Genomic DNA, 16,577 nt, shown 5'->3' on the forward strand with positions numbered 1-16,577 from the left:
CGCAGCCTGCGGCAGCTCCGTGCGCAATCCACCTGTAGGAGCTGCCGAAGGCTGCGATCTTTTAACAGGCGCTGCTGAGCCCAAAGGCTTACCCCTGCCCGCCTCAAAGCCACACCGCATCCCAAAGCGGATAATCACCCAGCTTGTGGACCAATCCGGCGCGTAACGGATTCATCACGATATAGCGCGCAGCGGCTTTCAAATCCTCATCCCGGCGGAGCGCCCGGTCGTGATAGCCCCGTTGCCATACACGGTCATTACCTCGATTCAGATGATTGATCGCAAGACTGCTGCGCGACTTTACTCGACACATCAACTCGGCCAACGAGCCGTAATTCAGCTGTACCAACCAATGAAGGTGATCGGGCATCACTACCCAAGCCAAGGACGTAGCCAACTGGTTTTCATCAGCCTGGCGCAGTTGTTCGACCACCAGGCGCCCCGAGCGCCAGTCGCTGAATACAGGCTGACGCTGGTGGGCCACGGCGGTCAGAAGATAAATACGATTGACTTCGGATACCCGTGCTTTACGCAGGCGGCATCCATTAGCGGCGACAGGCAATCCATTGCCCTCCTGAAGATGTATGACACAGGTAAAGCTAGCCGGATTTCCAACGCTTGCCCTGGAAACCATTTTTCAGGATATGTCGTGTGTACCGCAAAAAGATCGCAGCCTGCGGCAGCTCCTACACCGACCGTGCATACCCTCGAATTATCAGGTGTACGCAAAATCTGTAGGAGCTGCCGCAGGCTGCGATCTTTTGAGGCCCCAAGATAAAGTCCCGAATGCAGACCCGTTGCAGGTCTGCATTCCATACCACCCGGGCTGGTCAACAAGCTGGGTGATTACCCGCTTTGGGATGCGGTGTGGCTTTGAGGCGGGAGGAGAAGCCTGTGAGATCTGGGGTGCGCTCTAAAAAATCGCAGTCTGCGGCAGCTCCTACGGGACTCAGGCACTACTGGCCTGGGTACTACCCGACGCGCTCGCGGCCTTTGGATCGTGGGGATGATGATCCTCCGAAGCATGCAGAGGCTCAGCCAACAGCGGTATCTCGTTACCTTCAGCGTCATGCAGTTTGCCATCGCTGAAATAATCACCTTCACGCAGCGCCGCGACATCCTGGAAGCACAGGCTGCGCTCGGTACCGGCGACGAATACCGACTGTTGATCCGAGTTGCCGGCGGTGAAGTGGTTGAATGCCAGGTTCAGTGCAATCGCCATGATTGCCGCCGAGCTGATCCCGGAATGGAAGATGGTCTCGAACCAGCTCGGGAACTGATCGTAGAAGGTCGGTGCGGCGATCGGGATCATGCCGAAGCCGATGGAAGTGGCGACGATGATCAGGTTCATATTGTTGCGGTAGTCGACCTTGGACAGGGTGCGGATACCGCTGGCAGCCACGGTGCCAAACAGGACGATACCGGCGCCGCCCAATACCGAAGTCGGTACGGCAGCAATCACCCGCCCCATCACCGGCAACAGGCCGAGGATCACCAGGAACAGTCCGCCGGTAGCCACCACGTAACGGCTCTTCACCCCGGTGACCGCCACCAGCCCGACGTTCTGCGCAAAGGCACTCTGGGTAAAGGAGCCGAAGATCGGCGCGAACATGCTCGACAGCATATCGGCGCGCAGGCCGTTGCCCAGACGCTTGGAGTCGACCTTGGTATTGATGATTTCACCGACCGCGAGGATGTCCGCGGAGGTTTCCACCAGGGTCACCATGATCACGATACACATCGACAGGATCGCCGCGATCTGGAAGGTCGGCATACCGAAATGGAATGGCGTCGGGAAGCCGATCATCGGCCCTTCGGTGACTTGGGAGAAATCGGCCATGCCGAGGAACACCGCAATCAACGTGCCGATGACCATCGCCAACAGAATCGACAAGCGCGAAATGGTCGCGCTGCCGATCTTGCTCAGCAACAGCACCAGTACCAGGGTCATGGCCGCCAGGCCAATGTTCGACATGCTGCCGAAATCCGCGGCATGGCTGTTGCCGCCCATGGCCCAGCGCGCCGCCACCGGCATCAGCGTCAGGCCGATGGTGGTGATCACAATCCCGGTCACCAGCGGTGGGAAGAATTTGGTGATCCTGGAGAACACCGGCGTGATCAGCAACCCGATCAGGGACGCCGCCATCACCGCACCCAATATCGCTGGAATACCGCCGCTGCCACCGCTACCGACGATCGCCACCATGGTGGCAACCCCGGCAAAGGAAACTCCCTGCACCAGCGGCAACTGACAACCAAAGAAGGGTAAACCGAGGGTTTGCAGCAAAGTCGCCAGGCCACCGGCAAACAGCGACGCGGCGATCAACAGACCGATATCCGCCGGAGCCAGCCCGGCCGCCTGACCGACAATCAACGGCACCGCGACGATACCGCCGTACATGGTCAGAACATGCTGCAGGCCATAAGCCATATTCGCGCCGATCCCGAGTTTCTGATCCTCGGGCCGTTGTTTTGAAACAGAGGGCGTATTCATGGTGAGAGGGTCTCTGGTTTTTGTTATGCGCACACTGTATTCAACAGTCGGAACAAATGTCCAGCTACTTGTATACAATCTTTGCGACACGAAACACCACAATTGCAACCACGACGCGCGGCGTTAGCCAGAAAATCCGCGTCTCACGAACCTGGCTGAAATTGCCGAAAACTTGCCGAGGGGTAAACTTAATACCAGATGCCGGCTTCACTCAAGCCGCGTCAGGAGGTGTGTGATGCGCGCAACAGGCGCTGGTACCGCCGTCTTGCTGATGTTAATGGGCAGCATGACGCAACCGTTCGCCGCTACGACCTCGGTCGAGGTCAGCTTCAAGAGTCCCGAGTCGTTTCGGGATGCCAGCCTGAGGACTACCGGCTATGAAACCGGAGCCGACGATTACGTCATGAAGGAGTTGCGCAGCTCTTTCGAGCAGCTTGGCAAACGTTATCTGCAACCTGGACAGGTGTTGCAGATCGAAGTCAGCGACATTGATCTGGCCGGTCGCTACGAGCCTTGGCATATCAATGCCAGCCAGGTGCGATTCATGCGCGACATTACCTGGCCGTCGATGAAACTGCACTACGTCCTCAAGCAGAACGATCAGACGATCCGCCAGGCCGATGCCCAACTCAGCGACAAATTCTATCTGCAGCGTCCCGGCCGGGCCGCTAATAGTGATCGCCTCTATGCCGAAAAAGCCATGCTCGCCGACTGGTTCCGCACCGAGTTCCAAGGGCAGCATGTCAGCGGCAGCAAGTGATACTGCCTGCTCGCGCAACCCTGAGCTGAATCGGCAACGGGCGCATCAGGCAACCCCGGGAGCCTGACCATGTCCAACCTTCTGTTCGTGACACTCGCTGCCCTGACCACTCTGGCCGCCTGTTCCTCCCCGCAGGAGCAGATCTACCGGGACCAGCCGCTGGTCGCCAAGGTCAGCACCGGCATGAGCAAGCAGCAGGTGCTCGACATCGGCGGGCAACCGGTTGCGGTGAGCGATCGCACGGAAAATCCAGGCTCCTGTCTCGACTACCAGCTGTCTCAGGCCGGCCAGCGCCAGGCCTACCACATCAGCCTCGATGCACGCGACAAGGTGGACCATCGGGGTTTTACCAATTGCGCCGGCTGGGAGGTCCGGGAACAGGCCAATAAAGAACGCAGAGAAAGTAGTGGCGGCGGGTATTAGGCCCTTCAGCTGAAACGTTTCAAACGGCTGGCGGGTTGATCAAGCGATCAACGATCTGCCTCAGCTGCGGATGTTGCGGAACCCGAATCCCGAACTCGCGGTGCAGCAGTTCGATGAGTTCGTCAGCGTCCGTCAGCTCTCGCCGTTCGCTTTCAAGCCCCATCCGATGCAGGGCGTAACTGCCGTTATTGAGCGTTCGACGCAGCCCCTGCCCCGTCCTTGCCACCATCAACTGTCCAAGGAACGGCGAGTCCTTATGGGTCGAGACGTACCAGTTGCCGATCTCGTAATCGATCGCCGACTGCGGCTGCAGATAAAATACATAGAGTGCGCGCCATTCGCCGGCGACTTTTGCGCGCAGGGTGTAGCTGTCCTCCCCCTGCGTTATCCGATACGGCTCATGGGGCGTTTGCTGTTGTTCTTCGGTGTCCAGCCGCAGCGGCGTCGTCGGCACCATGCCGCCGAAGCCGACGTCAGTGATATAGCGAGTGCCGTCCAGGGTCAGCACACTCAAGCGGTGAGTGCGTGCGGGCAACGCGTCCTCGGGACTGCCCATCACCACCCGCCCGGTAATGCCCCGCGCCTCGTACCCCAGCTGTTGCAGCAACGCCAGGAACATATTATTGAGTTCATAGCAGTAGCCGCCCCGCCCTTCGTGCAGGACTTTGCACTCCACCGATGCCAGATCGATTGGCACCGGAACCTGCAACATCGTCGACAGCGTTTCAAAGGGGAAAACACTGGTATGACGTAGCTGGAGTTCGCGCAGGGTTTCCAGGGTCGGCGCTGGCGGCGCGTCGTAACCCAGGCGTTGCAAGTAGAGTCCGATATTTTGCAGTTGAGGCTGGCTCATGATTGAGTCCTTGCGCATAAGGTGTCGTGGGCGCCCGTTTCCATAGGTTCGGCTCATCAGGAAAAGAAACGTTATGCGGATCGGCGATAGATATAAGCCATTAACACCTCCAAGCAACAATGGATTTAACCAATCATCCCATTTAACGCCGCTTGCGCGAAGCCAGGCGAATCCAGCATGGCGCATGGTCGCTGGCATGGGGTTGATTCCTGACCCAGGCATCGACCCCGGCCTCGTGCAAATAAGGGCTCAGGGCCCGGTTGAGCAACAGATGGTCGATACGCAGACCCGAGTTCTTCTGCCAATGCTGGCGAAAGTAATCCCAGAAGGTATAGAGGCGGTCCTGCGGATAAAGCTTACGCACCGAATCGGTCCAGCCCTGAGCCAGCAAGCGCTGGTAACACTCGCGGCTTTCAGGTTGTAACAGCGCATCCTTGAGCCAGGAACGCGGGTTGTAGATATCCAGATCGGTGGGCACCACATTGTAGTCCCCGGCCAGCACCACTGGATGCTCACTGTCCTGCAGCAACTTGGCGTAATCGATCAGGCGCTCGAACCATGCCAGCTTGTAATCGAATTTGGGCCCTGGCTGCGGATTGCCGTTAGGCAGATACAGACACCCCACCAACACCCCATGCACCGCTGCCTCCAGGTAACGACTGTGGAGGTCCGCATCATCGCCCGGCAAACCGCGACGACTTTCCAGCGGCTGCGCATCGCGAGCCAGAATTGCCACCCCGTTCCAGGAAGACTGGCCGTGCCAGATCGCCCCGTATCCTGCCGCCTCGAAGTCCAGGACTGGAAAATCCTTATCCGCGGCCTTGAGCTCCTGCAAACAGGCAATGTCCGGTTGCTCGCGCTCCAGCCATTCCAGCAGGTTGGGCAGTCGGGCACGGAGGCCGTTGATGTTGAACGTCGCGATCCGCAGATTCTTCATGGCCAGCGCTCGCCGTCAGGGGATGTCTGATATGTGACCCGCTGGCGCTGCGGTGGTTGCGTTTTTGAACGGTCCCCGCTTCTCATCCGCTAAGCTTTCAGGCCTGTGTAATTGGAAGAAACACTTCTCCAACCAAGCCTGAACGACTGGCCGCTACCTTTATAGTCCAAAGATGTCCAACCTTTGACGTGGGCCAACGCGGCTTCATCCAGTGAACTCTATAGTTGCGACAGGCTGATTTCGGGAATGTCGACATGGACAAGGTGACTCAAAACACCTGGCACAGCCAGACGCCGGAGCAGTGCCTCGGGCAACTGGATGCCAGCGAACACGGGCTGAGTGCCGCGGCGGCGGCCGAACGCCTGGCGCGTTATGGCGCCAATCGCCTGCCCCAGGGGCGCGGCAACGGTCCGCTGAAGCGCTTTGCGCTGCAGTTCCACAACCTGCTGATTTATGTGTTGCTGGCCTCCTCCCTGGTCACCTTCGCCTTGGGCGAATGGCTGGACAGCGCAGTAATTTTCGGCGTCGTGCTGATTAATGCCATCGTCGGTTTTATCCAGGAGGGCAAGGCCGAGCAGGCGATGCGCGCGATCCAGCGCATGCTGGTGGTCGACAGCCGGGTCCGGCGCGACGGCGAGGTGCTATCCCTGTCGGCTGAAGAACTGGTGCCGGGGGACATTGTGCTGCTCGAAGCCGGCGAACGGGTTCCGGCCGATCTGCGCTTGCTCGAAGTACGCGACCTGCGCGTTGAAGAGGCGGCCCTCACCGGGGAATCGCTGCCCGTGGACAAGCAGACGGCACCGGTAGAGACGGATGCCAGCCTGGGCGACCGGCTGAGCATGGCCTACTCCGGCACGCTGGTCAGCGCCGGCAGCGCGGTCGGTGTGGTGGCCGGCACCGCGGGTGATACCGAGCTGGGTCGCATCAGCCACATGCTGGGGAACGTCAGCGCGCTGCAAACACCGCTACTGGCCGACCTGGCGCGCTTTGCCCGCCAACTGACCCTGGTTATCCTGGTGATGGCGGCGGCCACTTTTGCTTTCGGCGTCGGCCTGCGAGGCTATGAGCCAGGGGATATGTTGATGGCGGCTGTGGGTCTGGCCGTCGCCGCCATCCCCGAAGGCCTGCCGGCGGTACTGACCATCATCCTGGCCCTGGGTGTGCAGCGCATGGCCCGGCGCCAGGCCATCATCCGGCGAATGCCGGCGGTGGAGAGCCTGGGGGCGGTGACGGTGATTTGCTCGGACAAGACCGGCACCCTCACCCGCAACGAAATGACCGTGCAGCAGGTTCTCACCGCGGCTCATCATTATCAGGTCGAGGGCATCGGCTACGCCCCCCACGGACGCGTCTCCTGTGCGGCGGGTGATGGCTGTCTGCTGGATCATGCGGCGGATATCCAGCACCTGGCACGGGCCGGTCTGCTGGCCAACCATGCGAGCCTCAACCTGGCCGATAAGCAGTGGTGCATCAGCGGCGACCCAACCGAAGCGGCACTGCTGACCCTGGCGGGCAAGCTCGGCCTGGAGTTGCAGCATGAAGCGGCCAATCTGCCGCGATTGGATGCGATTCCCTTCAGTGCCGAACACCGTTGCACCGCCAGCCTGCACCAGCATCAAGCCGGGCACGGCCTGATCTACCTGATTGGCGCCCCCGAGCGCTTGCTGGAGGTGTGTAATCGACAATGGTGTGACGGCCAGGAAGAGCCCCTCGATCGGGACCACTGGCATGCCGCGCTGGAGCAAGGCGCTGGCCAGGGCCTGCGGATGCTTGGCCTGGCCTTGCGCACCTTGCCACAGCCCCAGCAGGAGTTAAGCTACGCCGACCTTGATGGCGGATATGTGCTGCTGGGGCTGGTGGGCATGCTCGACCCGCCGCGCGACGAGGTGATCCAGGCCATCGCTGACTGTCATAGCGCCGGTATCCAGGTGAAGATGATTACCGGCGATCATGCCGCCACCGCGGCCTGCATCGCCGAGCGCCTGGGCCTTGGTGGCAGCCCGCCGATGACCGGGGCCGAGCTGGACAAGCTCGATGACAGCCAACTGGCCGCGCGCCTGACCGATACCCATGTATTCGCCCGCACCAACCCGGCGCAGAAGTTACGCCTGGTGGAAGGCCTGCAAGCCAGCGGCGCGCGAGTGGCGATGACCGGTGATGGCGTCAACGACGCACCGGCACTGAAGCGCGCCGACATCGGCGTGGCCATGGGCATCAAGGGCACCGAAGTGGCGAAAGAAGCGGCTCAGATGGTGCTGGCCGACGACAACTTCGCCACCATCGTCCATGCCATCGAGGAAGGCCGCACCGTCTACGACAACCTGAAGAAATCCATCCTGTTCATCCTGCCCACCAGTGGCGGGCAGTCGATGATCCTGCTGGCGGCAATTGCCCTGGGCTGGACATTGCCGATCACGCCATTGCAGATCCTCTGGGTGAATATGATCACCGCCGTCACCCTGGCCCTGGCACTGGCCTTCGAGCCCGCCGAAGCCGGGATAATGCGCCGACCACCCCGCGATCCCCGCCAGCCGTTGCTCAGTCATGTGCTGCTGTGGCGGGTATTGATGATTTCCGCCCTGATGACCGTGATCTGTCTGGGCCTGTTCCATTTCAGTCAGGAACTGGGCTGGAGCCAGGACGCCAGCCGGGCATTGGCGGTCAATGCCCTGGTGGCCTGCGAAGTAGGCTATCTGTTCAGCAGTCGGCGACTCGACGGCGCGGCGCATTTCGCCTGGCGTGACAACCCGATGGTCTGGGGCATGGCCTTGCTGATCGTGTTCCTGCAACTGCTGTTCACCGAACTGCCGCTGCTGCAGCAACTGTTTGCCACCGCCTCCATGCCGTTGGAAGCCTGGGGCTGGTGTGGCCTCGCGGCGCTGCTCACCTGTGCCTTGGTGGAACTTGAGAAAGCGCTGGTGCGTTGGTTTGGGAATCGGCGAATGGCAGACTGAGGATGTGCGCGTTGAGGGAGCGCCTTCCCTCAACGTACATCGCTGCGCCGATAAAGACTCAGCCCCACCGCCAGCAACGCCAGCATCCCGGCGCAGCTGCGGTTGATCCATAACATGAGCCGGGCGGAAAACGTGCGCATGGCATGACGACCGCCAACGGCATAGATCGCCATCATCACGCAGTCGATCGCCGCACTGACCAACGCCAGCACCACGTACTGCTGCGCCACCGGCTCATCAGGACGCACGAACTGCGGCAGGAACGCCGAGAAAAACAGCAGCCCCTTGGGATTGGAAAGCCCGACCAACAATGAACGTATAAATGCCGAACGCCCGCTGGTGGTGCTCGCGCACGCTTGCTGCGCCAACGCCCGGGTCGGCGCCTTCCACAGTACCCAGGCCAGGTACAACAGATAGACCGCCCCACCCCACTTCACCAGCGAAAACAACTGCTCGGACGCCTGCAGCAACGCCCCCAACCCGCAGCCCACCGCGCCAATCAGCAGCACATCGGAAAGCGCCGCACCGGCAATACCGCAACCCGCAATACGCATGCCGTGGGAAGCACCGTTATTCAACGCCAACAGCATGGAGGGCCCAGGCGTCATCATCACTGCGCTGACCGTGGCGACGTAGAGAAACAGCGTGGTTGCATCCATTGAAAAACTCCAGGGCGTTGCGATTCAAGAGCAAGTAACAGGCACCCGGCAGCTTACCCCAAGCATGGGCCTGCTTGCTGTGGGGCATCGTCGGTTTGCTCAAATCGCAAACATCGATTGTTGAATCGGCAAATCCAGCCTTTTCTTATAGTTCCAGTGACTCAGCTAAGCTAAAAGCTCAACCGGAGGACTTTCCCATGTGCGGAAGGCTTTCTCAGTACCGGGGCATTCACGATTTCGTCGCTGCGTTGAGCATGCCCAACGCGCTGGTCAACACCGTGGGTGATCAGCCACTCGAACGGTACAACATTGCGCCGACGACCCAGGTAGCGCTGCTCCATCTGGAAGGCGACTTGCTGCATGCCGACCTTGTCCGCTGGGGATGGCGGCCGCAGTGGGCAACCGACCGTCCGCCGCCAATCAACGCCAGGGTCGAGAAGGTCATGCATGGTCCGTTCTTTCATGCGATCTGGCCGCACCGGGCGATTGCGCCGATCGACAACTGGTTCGAGTGGGTTTATGAAGGCGGCTCGAAGAAGCAACCCTATCTCATCCGGCGTAAGGACCGCGCACCAATCCTCTGTGCCGCCATTGGCCAATATCCCGCCGGCGGCCGAGAACCGAGGGACGATGATGGCTTTGTAATCATTACTGCAAACAGTGTCGGCGGCATGGTCGACATCCACGACCGGCGGCCGGTAGTACTAACTCCCGAACTGGCCCGGGAATGGCTCACCCACGCAACGCCAAAGGAACGCGCCGAGCAAATGCTCATGCACCAGGGCGAACCCGCCGAGGAGTTCGAATGGTTCAAGGTGGATTTCGCGGTGGGCAATGTGAGGAATGAGGGGGCAAGACTGATCCGCCCTATCAGCTGATTTACCCAAGCCTCGCTACAGATCAAAAAGGTCCGCTTCCACGCTACCATCACTGCGCTTTCGATGGTCGGCAGGTGCGTCACATACAATCAGCAGAAAAGGTCCAGGGCAGTCGGCTGTTGAAAAAAGTGTCATACCTTCTGCGTGATCATCTCCCTGGCCAAAGGGAACATCCAGAATCTTCGTGAGATCCTTGCTGAACACCATGCTTTCCCCGGCCGCCTGTACTCCGTTTGGCCAGCGACTGACCGTAACCGGTCCATCGAGATCCATTGTCGGGCCGGCAAGAATCAGCAAATCAGATCCGTGCACGCATAAGTCGCGAACTCCCAATCCTCCCAACTGGATAAAGTGCTTGCGATAAGGACGGCCGCGCTCACCGATCCCTGCCAACTTCAGGGTATGAGGATCGTGTTCTTCCACCTGCGGTTCAATTTCAAGAATGATTGCCCAGCCTCTCAATACCGGCCCTCGCAGACCAATGAACAGACGTTTGCCCGCGGCCGCCAACCCTTCGATATCGAAACCGTTATCTTTGCCTGGAATCGCGAAAAAGCCCTTCAAGTGCTCATCTTCCTCCAGTGCTTTAGTCAGATCGTCCCAGGACTGATCGCCGCGCAACTGTGCGGCCGTTCGCTGCAAATCCGTGGTCTCTCGCACAAGACTGATGGTGCCGTCCTGATCCACCACAGGGATCCGGGCCAACAGATATCGATTCCCGTCGCTACTGACCTTGCTCAGTCGTTCGATATTCTTGTGTCCGTCTCTTTGCGCTTCTGGTTGCTTGCGCTTGAGGCTATGGGAGCCGACCAACCAGAGATAGTGCTCGGTCTCATCATAGGCAAGTCCCTCTATATCTGCTTCTTCGAAATCTTGCGGGGAAGTCGGGGGCGCAGACAGACGCAGAAAATCATTCAACGCAAACTGCTGATGATCTTCATAAAGAAACTCACCCGCAGCCGTCTGGCCTTGGTAAACAAGACGCTCCAGGGTCAACCTTTCATCATTGGCAAGCCAAAGCGACTGACCGACCTGCAACACGGCCGATAATCCGTCTCTGAGTTTCTTTTTATCACTCAAATCAAATCTACTGTTCAATTTCAGCAGTACAGTCCTCATACGCCTCCTTTGAGCTCCAATCGCGCAACAGCTATCCCAGAACATTGTTTATAGTTTTCGCTTGCCGTTAGCGATGAAAGAAGGCCCACACTGTAGGGCCTTCTCTCATTTCCAGCTCAGGAAATCAAAGCGACTGCAAAGAAATGCTTGCACTCTGAGAGTCCTGCGGGCTGTCGGCATCCAACCAGACCCACTGCGTACCATCACCTTGCAGATTATTGGTAATACTCTGGATCTGCGAAGTAACGATTGCTACGGTCCCGCTCTCACTGGCCGTAGGCCCTATTGTCGTGACCTGATTCTGCAGCAGGCCATTGGAGGTCTCGTTAACCACGAACACAGTCGCCTTACTCTCGCGGAACTGGCACGAAATGAACTGAGTAATGGTGCTGGCGATCGACAGGCTCATCCACTTCGACGGGGGTACAGCATAGTAGCGAGTGTACTTGTTGAACGGATACTTTTCACCGTTGGCCTGCAGCGCACTATTATTCAAACCGGAGGTATTGGTCGGCATGCCGACACTCCCGAGCCAGACCTCGACCTGTGCGTTGCCAGCGGCAACGGGCAGCGAAACCGAGATGGTTTGAGTATCAGTGCCAGAGACAAAACCCAGTGATGCCAGGCCTGCATTGGCCGTGGTGCCGGGAACAGTGATCGTGCAGGGGGCCTGGCTATTGCTCCAGACCACATTGACATTGGCATTATTGTCATTTTGAGCGGAGTTGTAGATAAAGATCCCATAGAGCTGACCCGGACTAAGTACTGTACAGGTGGCTGTATCACCCGCTGTGAGGGTTATACGTTGTCCGCCGTTCCAGTTAATCTGGGCTGCTGAGATAGCGATGCTTTCCATGTGGGGATTTCCTTTTCCTTGAGTGAACATAAGTGACCTACCGCGTAGCCAATTTCTACTTCTGCTGCGCGCCATAGGATGCTAGCTGCCATTAACATTACCCACCTATAATATTCAGACTCTTTAGCGATAACTGCAGGCGGCCATTAAAAGCGTTAAATCTTTTACACGCCCACAACTATCACCCGAGAGATATGTAACTAAAGCGACTAACAAGAATAACAATTAGCACCTATACATTCGTCCACCTGCGCCTTTATTTCTTTTTCCTTTATTGCTTATATCCAAGAAGCGCTGAACTCCTGCCGCTGCAACGTTTCGTAATTCTGTGGCTCGGATTTTTTATGCAGGAGTGGCATTCATGGGCATTTCCGGAATACGACTGACCAGGGGCGTTGCAAAAAAGCAGCTCGGCTGATGTCAAAGCCTTCGCCAACCAGATGCTCACGGACCATAGCGCCGCCAATAAGGAACTGGCCGCACTGGCGGGCAAACTCGCCATCGAGGTTCCTGACGATCAAAAAATCAATTGACCCGTGCATTGAGCTGGCGCTACAACGGCTGCAATGGCCGGATCACCCGAGGAGGCCTCATGGACAATTCGACTTCGTTGATTGGCACAGGCACTGCCTGCATCGACTATGTTCAAGACACCCTGTTTGGCCCGATTTCGAAACGTTGCGAATGCCAGGTCAGGCTTTTCACTCTGAACCTGAAGGACCAACCCGGGTTCGAACTATTGGTCGAGGCACCACCGGACGATCTGCATAAGGCGCATACCCTGAATGTTCTGCTGGACGGCAAAAAGTACATCGGCATCGTCCGACATAGCAAACGAGCCGACGACCAAAGCCTGTTGTTGCAGATGGAAATGCAGTAATCCGGCGCTGCTCAAAGGTGTCAGTTCTGCGGGAAATCAGCTGGCCATGCTGATTGGCTTCTTGATGTGCAGATTGTCCCGACCGGCCTGGAGTTCCGCCCGCAGTTCCGAAACGAGGTTGCAGATTGCGCTGCTGCTGATCAGTTCCGAAGTGGAGATTCCCGTAACGAAGAGATCGACTCGACCAGACTGTTGATCAAAAATCTGAACACTCAGATATCCGTCTGGGTTGACCCGGCAGGTACAGGAAAGAGGCAGGAAAGCCGATTCAATGAGGTGGCGAAGTTCGAGGGTGGAGATCATCTGGCTTTGTCCCATGGGTAAGGGTGATTTTTTTTGTTGGATGAACTCCCATAAATCTATACGAATCTGCACCTTTTTGAACCGATCTTTGACAGGCGGCACAGAAAAATTTCCCGCAACCGCTGCGTCAACCCCTGGCACTGATGAGTAAAATAAACTTCACCCATTTCCATTCATCAAGGGGTTGTGATGCAACAGATCGACGTCAAACACATTGGTTTTTTCTGGTACAGGGATGCCGAGCAATACGCCCGGTTTCTGGAAATATTTGAAGACGTAGATAAGCTACCGAACACATTCCCTCAATGGCAGAAGAAGGCCAAAAAGCTGCTGGAAAGCGTGACGCGCCAAGGCCATGCCGCGACGAAAATCTACTCCACACCGCAGGAGTTCAAGGATTGGTGCGTGGCAAACGATAAGGCGCTCAACGGAGAGAGCCGGAGTGAATTTGTCAGTTTCAAAGTTGAACTGGAAACAACCGGGCACATGAATTTGCTCCATGCAATTCATCGGGCGAACCAATCCGACTAACCGGCGATGCGGCTGTGATTGGCTCACTTATCGAACAGGAGGCACGCGGATCTCCCCAGACCGGCATTGATTTCTGACGCCCTTGCCGCAGGCCGCGAATGCCAGGTCCTTGCCCATGCACACGCGAACTTCCGACAGCTCGGGCCCGTTACAGATAATCGCGATACCATCCGCGGGTATGCCTGGATTGCTCTGCCGGAACAGACGCGCGATCTCTCGGGCTTCGAAGTAATGCGAGGTGCTGAAGGGCTGCAGATTCTCCGGGATCCGCACCGCGCCAACTGCCTTGTCTGCCAATTCCAGATAACCCGAAGCTCCCAGACCGCTACAGGTGCCATGCTTTTTCCACTCATGTTCAAGCAGCTTCTGCGTTGGAAACAACGTCAGCCCCCTCGCCCGCTCCGCTGGCGATAACGGAACCCGTGGTGCACAAGACTGGGGCCAGCCACCCTTGGCGTACTGAGGCCAGAGACCGTGGAGCACAAAGCCGTAGCCTTTTCCCGAGCACTGCTCATTTTCGCGATGGGTCAGGCAAAACGTCGGCGACCAGGACAGCGTCAGCAGATAATAATCAAATACCCCCGCAACCGATTCAGCCCGCTGCTTGCCGTCCCGGGCATCGCTCATGCCCACGCTGAAAATCGTCAGCGCAACGAGCGCCCCCAGTACAGACAGTCTTCTCATTTACCCTCACCTTGGGACCGGATCATCCTGCCATCCCATTCTTGTTGATTGACAGCCAAGAGCAAAAACATCTTTTTCGCACTGATGTTTCAACTGTCTGACTCAGGGCTGTTGAACGCCGCTTGTTTTATCACTTTTACCCAGAAAATGGGCGGTCCTGCAGCCCAATGCCAGTCAGTTAACAAAAAACGATGGTCAGACGACCAACTGTGGCGAGGGAGCTTGCTCCCGCGGGGGCGCGAAGCGGCCCTAAAATCTGCAAAATCGTTGTGTCAGGCACACCTCATTGTCAGGTTTTACGGCCGCTTCGCAGCCGAGCGGGAGCAAGCTCCCTCGCCACAGGTGCGATGTACATCTGGGGGGGCAAGGTCGCCCATTTTTTTACGATGCCGAAACCTGCGCCTGCAAGCGTCGCCCGATGACATCCAACAAATCGCAACCGTCGCGAAGAGGGATCGCCAACACCCGCGCTAAGTCATGCAGGACCACCGCGTCGCTGCTGATCTCCTCGCGCATGGCGATGTTCTCCAGCAACTGGGTTACAGCGCTGATGCGGTAGGCAGCGGTATCGTGCAGCACGTCGAGGGGTGCTTCGGTGTCGATCAGCAGAGAGTGGAAATTGTTGTCGATGCCGGTGATGGGCATGTAGCGAGCCATGGGGAACCTCCATTGGATGAAAGAGCGTGACCACTTAGGTGCGCCTAGATCTCATGAAGGGCTTCCACACCCCTGCCGCTGATTTTGCAGCGACCGGGAAAGGTTATCTGGCCGGGTGATTGGGTGCAAGTTTGCGAATGGCGCCAGAGCTTGCAGGAAACGTCCGAAGCATTTGTCCCGAAAATTGACGTCGAGGTGAATGGGCGCTCCCAGCCGCGAGTGAATCAGGCGACAGACCACGTTTCTTCCGGCATCGCCAGCCACCCATTGCCGTAGGTCAAGGAAATGCTTCAAGTGCCATCATTTGCACGAATTCAGGAGTAGCCTCTACTCATTCACAGGAGCCTGAAATGAAAATACGAATCCAGTCTGTAAGTTATAACGCTGATTTAGAGCCGGAAATCTTCTCGGTCCGCCTTCTCCTGGAACCGGATGATGGCTATGAAGGCGTCTTCATGGGAGAGACCGTCGTGACCATCCCCTTTGATTCCGAACTGACGTTTTCGCAGATTGAGCAGAAGGCTATCGCCGAGGCGAAAAGGGTTATCTGACAGATACCTTGAGGGCATCAGCCATTCTTTATTGCAGCGCGGATGCAGCCCTGTTCGAAAGAACAAAATTGGGGGCCCATTAGCCAATGAAAAATGAGGACGGAAAACTGGGGATAGGTTTTTTTTTCGCGTTTGCATAGAAAAAATCGTCCCCTTTTCCCCCGACCCCATCGTTACATTTTCGAAGTGAGAATGACCAGCTAGATTTTTTTCGCACTCAAACGAATCAGCTTCGCCAGAGCCTTGCACTCTGGGTCAGTCTCCGCCTCAACGCAGGCATCCTTCATCGCAAGCTTAGACACTCCGCCCCACTCCAGCAGAAAACCAGCCCGCCGAGCCAGCGAGTCCAGGTACTCGCGTTGGGTCCGGCCGTTCCCTTCCCTGAATGGGTGAATATGATTGATGCGGCCAAGAGCAATCCCGGCTTCACGGGCGAATCCTTGCAGATCTCCTTTCAGGTCCGCCAGAGCGTTGGTTTGCGAGAGCTGCTGCCACATCACTTGGAATGCAGTCTCAATTTCCTCGTGAGGTAGGAAAATCGTTTCATTCTTGGCAATGCCAACTTTGCGGCACTCACCTGCCCAGGGATAGATGTCCTGGAAAATGAACTGGTGGATGGCCTTCAAGTGCTGAAGCGAGTAGTCGCCGTCAATGGGACTCTCTTGCAGCTGAATGATACGTACCGACGCAAAGTCAGTTTCCGCCTCGCCAAGGGACGCGGTGTCCTGGATATTCAGGAGGTTAATCAGAACGCCGTTGGGATAGACGTAGGGATCGTCTTCAGCCGAATAGCCACCAACGTAATAGTGGTCATCACCCTGACCGTGGGTGATATCGCTGGTCATTTACAGCCGTAACGGGCTTTCGTCGCAGCAAGCAGCTGCGCAGAGGAAATTTTCCCATCGCGATATTCGGCCATTTTGCTTGAAATAAAGGCGCTGGTGCGCGCTCCTTCCAGGTTATTGGTCGCCTCAACGTGGGCCACGTTTGCGCTACGGGTAGCTGCTTCACGGATAAGCATGGCGGGCACCTAGGGTG

Annotated in this window: 19 protein-coding genes and 1 pseudogene; 8 read left to right on the forward strand and 12 right to left on the reverse strand. The window is 57.6% G+C overall.

The genetic code is table 11. The features are described from left to right. Positions 1-103: 103 nt before the first annotated feature. Both ACA064_RS20880 and ACA064_RS20885 read right to left on the reverse strand, forming a co-directional pair. On the reverse strand, positions 104-562 hold the full coding sequence (locus tag ACA064_RS20880; protein ID WP_497669819.1) for an REP-associated tyrosine transposase: 459 nt from the start codon (positions 560-562) through the stop codon (positions 104-106). A gap of 387 nt (positions 563-949) precedes the next feature. Further along, positions 950-2,494: a nucleobase:cation symporter-2 family protein gene (locus ACA064_RS20885; protein WP_497669820.1), complete on the reverse strand. Its 1,545-nt coding sequence runs from the start codon at positions 2,492-2,494 to the stop codon at positions 950-952. Positions 2,495-2,729: 235 nt separating this feature from the next. On the opposite strand from ACA064_RS20885, the gene ACA064_RS20890 reads away from it, so the two are divergent. Together ACA064_RS20890 and osmE are read left to right on the forward strand one after the other, a co-directional pair. After that, positions 2,730-3,254, forward strand: a complete 525-nt coding sequence (locus ACA064_RS20890) for a DUF3016 domain-containing protein (RefSeq protein WP_497669821.1) — start codon at positions 2,730-2,732, stop codon at positions 3,252-3,254. A gap of 69 nt (positions 3,255-3,323) precedes the next feature. Further along, the gene (gene osmE / locus ACA064_RS20895; protein WP_497669822.1) at positions 3,324-3,677 is read left to right on the forward strand and encodes an osmotically-inducible lipoprotein OsmE; all 354 of its coding nucleotides are present in this window, start codon (positions 3,324-3,326) and stop codon (positions 3,675-3,677) included. Positions 3,678-3,696: 19 nt separating this feature from the next. Here the strand turns inward: osmE and ACA064_RS20900 are convergent, their stop codons facing one another. Continuing rightward, positions 3,697-4,530 (reverse strand): arylamine N-acetyltransferase family protein, encoded by an 834-nt coding sequence (locus ACA064_RS20900; protein WP_497669823.1) that lies wholly within the window; start codon positions 4,528-4,530, stop codon positions 3,697-3,699. A 142-nt stretch (positions 4,531-4,672) separates the two neighbouring features. Beyond that, positions 4,673-5,467, reverse strand: a complete 795-nt coding sequence (locus ACA064_RS20905; RefSeq protein WP_497669824.1) for an exodeoxyribonuclease III — start codon at positions 5,465-5,467, stop codon at positions 4,673-4,675. Between the two features lie 254 nt (positions 5,468-5,721). Here ACA064_RS20905 and ACA064_RS20910 point away from each other — a divergent pair, with 254 nt between their 5' ends. Continuing rightward, a complete protein-coding gene (locus ACA064_RS20910) occupies positions 5,722-8,421 on the forward strand; it encodes a cation-transporting P-type ATPase (protein WP_497669825.1) in 2,700 nt (899 codons plus the stop codon). Between the two features lie 29 nt (positions 8,422-8,450). Here the strand turns inward: ACA064_RS20910 and ACA064_RS20915 are convergent, their stop codons facing one another. After that, positions 8,451-9,080, reverse strand: a complete 630-nt coding sequence (locus tag ACA064_RS20915; RefSeq protein WP_497669826.1) for a LysE family translocator — start codon at positions 9,078-9,080, stop codon at positions 8,451-8,453. 197 nt (positions 9,081-9,277) lie between these two features. Here ACA064_RS20915 and ACA064_RS20920 point away from each other — a divergent pair, with 197 nt between their 5' ends. Further along, positions 9,278-9,958, forward strand: a complete 681-nt coding sequence (locus tag ACA064_RS20920; RefSeq protein ID WP_497674294.1) for an SOS response-associated peptidase family protein — start codon at positions 9,278-9,280, stop codon at positions 9,956-9,958. Positions 9,959-9,973: 15 nt separating this feature from the next. On the opposite strand, the gene ACA064_RS20925 is transcribed toward ACA064_RS20920, so the two are convergent. Further along, positions 9,974-11,077 (reverse strand): DUF3616 domain-containing protein, encoded by a 1,104-nt coding sequence (locus tag ACA064_RS20925; protein ID WP_497669827.1) that lies wholly within the window; start codon positions 11,075-11,077, stop codon positions 9,974-9,976. A gap of 124 nt (positions 11,078-11,201) precedes the next feature. Next, the gene (locus ACA064_RS20930; protein WP_497669828.1) at positions 11,202-11,933 is read right to left on the reverse strand and encodes a hypothetical protein; all 732 of its coding nucleotides are present in this window, start codon (positions 11,931-11,933) and stop codon (positions 11,202-11,204) included. 392 nt (positions 11,934-12,325) lie between these two features. Here ACA064_RS20930 and ACA064_RS20935 point away from each other — a divergent pair. Together ACA064_RS20935 and ACA064_RS20940 are read left to right on the forward strand one after the other, a co-directional pair. Next, a pseudogene (locus ACA064_RS20935) lies at positions 12,326-12,451 on the forward strand (DUF4142 domain-containing protein); the annotation flags it as partial. A gap of 74 nt (positions 12,452-12,525) precedes the next feature. Further along, the gene (locus ACA064_RS20940; protein ID WP_497669829.1) at positions 12,526-12,813 is read left to right on the forward strand and encodes a hypothetical protein; all 288 of its coding nucleotides are present in this window, start codon (positions 12,526-12,528) and stop codon (positions 12,811-12,813) included. Positions 12,814-12,849: 36 nt separating this feature from the next. Here ACA064_RS20940 and ACA064_RS20945 read toward each other — a convergent pair whose 3' ends face one another. Continuing rightward, a complete protein-coding gene (locus ACA064_RS20945; protein ID WP_497674295.1) occupies positions 12,850-13,116 on the reverse strand; it encodes a DUF1652 domain-containing protein in 267 nt (88 codons plus the stop codon). A 189-nt stretch (positions 13,117-13,305) separates the two neighbouring features. Here ACA064_RS20945 and ACA064_RS20950 point away from each other — a divergent pair, with 189 nt between their 5' ends. Continuing rightward, complete coding sequence (locus ACA064_RS20950) at positions 13,306-13,647, forward strand: hypothetical protein (protein WP_497669830.1); 342 nt, start codon at positions 13,306-13,308, stop codon at positions 13,645-13,647. 27 nt (positions 13,648-13,674) lie between these two features. On the opposite strand, the gene ACA064_RS20955 is transcribed toward ACA064_RS20950, so the two are convergent. Both ACA064_RS20955 and ACA064_RS20960 read right to left on the reverse strand, forming a co-directional pair. Beyond that, the gene (locus ACA064_RS20955) at positions 13,675-14,331 is read right to left on the reverse strand and encodes a ribonuclease T2 (RefSeq protein WP_497669831.1); all 657 of its coding nucleotides are present in this window, start codon (positions 14,329-14,331) and stop codon (positions 13,675-13,677) included. A 381-nt stretch (positions 14,332-14,712) separates the two neighbouring features. Then, on the reverse strand, positions 14,713-14,988 hold the full coding sequence (locus ACA064_RS20960) for a hypothetical protein (protein ID WP_497669832.1): 276 nt from the start codon (positions 14,986-14,988) through the stop codon (positions 14,713-14,715). A gap of 350 nt (positions 14,989-15,338) precedes the next feature. On the opposite strand from ACA064_RS20960, the gene ACA064_RS20965 reads away from it, so the two are divergent. Next, complete coding sequence (locus ACA064_RS20965) at positions 15,339-15,539, forward strand: hypothetical protein (protein ID WP_497669833.1); 201 nt, start codon at positions 15,339-15,341, stop codon at positions 15,537-15,539. 200 nt (positions 15,540-15,739) lie between these two features. Here ACA064_RS20965 and ACA064_RS20970 read toward each other — a convergent pair whose 3' ends face one another. Both ACA064_RS20970 and ACA064_RS20975 read right to left on the reverse strand, forming a co-directional pair. Continuing rightward, a complete protein-coding gene (locus ACA064_RS20970; RefSeq protein WP_497669834.1) occupies positions 15,740-16,384 on the reverse strand; it encodes a Fic/DOC family protein in 645 nt (214 codons plus the stop codon). After that, a complete protein-coding gene (locus ACA064_RS20975; protein ID WP_497669835.1) occupies positions 16,381-16,560 on the reverse strand; it encodes an antitoxin VbhA family protein in 180 nt (59 codons plus the stop codon). The genes ACA064_RS20970 and ACA064_RS20975 overlap by 4 nt, the downstream gene beginning before the upstream one ends. Positions 16,561-16,577: the final 17 nt, after the last annotated feature.

It is taken from the genome of Pseudomonas sp. LBUM1658 (genome assembly GCF_059716055.1).

What these genes read in the sequence shown, in the direction of transcription:
- ACA064_RS20885 (WP_497669820.1), bottom strand. Translation starts at nt 2,494, where the DNA reads ATGAATACGCCCTCTGTTTCAAAACAACGGCCCGAGGATCAGAAACTC.
- ACA064_RS20890 (WP_497669821.1), top strand. Translation starts at nt 2,730, where the DNA reads ATGCGCGCAACAGGCGCTGGTACCGCCGTCTTGCTGATGTTAATGGGC.
- osmE (WP_497669822.1), top strand. Translation starts at nt 3,324, where the DNA reads ATGTCCAACCTTCTGTTCGTGACACTCGCTGCCCTGACCACTCTGGCC.
- ACA064_RS20900 (WP_497669823.1), bottom strand. Translation starts at nt 4,530, where the DNA reads ATGAGCCAGCCTCAACTGCAAAATATCGGACTCTACTTGCAACGCCTG.
- ACA064_RS20905 (WP_497669824.1), bottom strand. Translation starts at nt 5,467, where the DNA reads ATGAAGAATCTGCGGATCGCGACGTTCAACATCAACGGCCTCCGTGCC.
- ACA064_RS20910 (WP_497669825.1), top strand. Translation starts at nt 5,722, where the DNA reads ATGGACAAGGTGACTCAAAACACCTGGCACAGCCAGACGCCGGAGCAG.
- ACA064_RS20915 (WP_497669826.1), bottom strand. Translation starts at nt 9,080, where the DNA reads ATGGATGCAACCACGCTGTTTCTCTACGTCGCCACGGTCAGCGCAGTG.
- ACA064_RS20920 (WP_497674294.1), top strand. Translation starts at nt 9,278, where the DNA reads ATGTGCGGAAGGCTTTCTCAGTACCGGGGCATTCACGATTTCGTCGCT.
- ACA064_RS20925 (WP_497669827.1), bottom strand. Translation starts at nt 11,077, where the DNA reads ATGAGGACTGTACTGCTGAAATTGAACAGTAGATTTGATTTGAGTGAT.
- ACA064_RS20930 (WP_497669828.1), bottom strand. Translation starts at nt 11,933, where the DNA reads ATGGAAAGCATCGCTATCTCAGCAGCCCAGATTAACTGGAACGGCGGA.
- ACA064_RS20940 (WP_497669829.1), top strand. Translation starts at nt 12,526, where the DNA reads ATGGACAATTCGACTTCGTTGATTGGCACAGGCACTGCCTGCATCGAC.
- ACA064_RS20945 (WP_497674295.1), bottom strand. Translation starts at nt 13,116, where the DNA reads ATGATCTCCACCCTCGAACTTCGCCACCTCATTGAATCGGCTTTCCTG.
- ACA064_RS20950 (WP_497669830.1), top strand. Translation starts at nt 13,306, where the DNA reads ATGCAACAGATCGACGTCAAACACATTGGTTTTTTCTGGTACAGGGAT.
- ACA064_RS20955 (WP_497669831.1), bottom strand. Translation starts at nt 14,331, where the DNA reads ATGAGAAGACTGTCTGTACTGGGGGCGCTCGTTGCGCTGACGATTTTC.
- ACA064_RS20960 (WP_497669832.1), bottom strand. Translation starts at nt 14,988, where the DNA reads ATGGCTCGCTACATGCCCATCACCGGCATCGACAACAATTTCCACTCT.
- ACA064_RS20965 (WP_497669833.1), top strand. Translation starts at nt 15,339, where the DNA reads ATGAAAATACGAATCCAGTCTGTAAGTTATAACGCTGATTTAGAGCCG.
- ACA064_RS20970 (WP_497669834.1), bottom strand. Translation starts at nt 16,384, where the DNA reads ATGACCAGCGATATCACCCACGGTCAGGGTGATGACCACTATTACGTT.
- ACA064_RS20975 (WP_497669835.1), bottom strand. Translation starts at nt 16,560, where the DNA reads ATGCTTATCCGTGAAGCAGCTACCCGTAGCGCAAACGTGGCCCACGTT.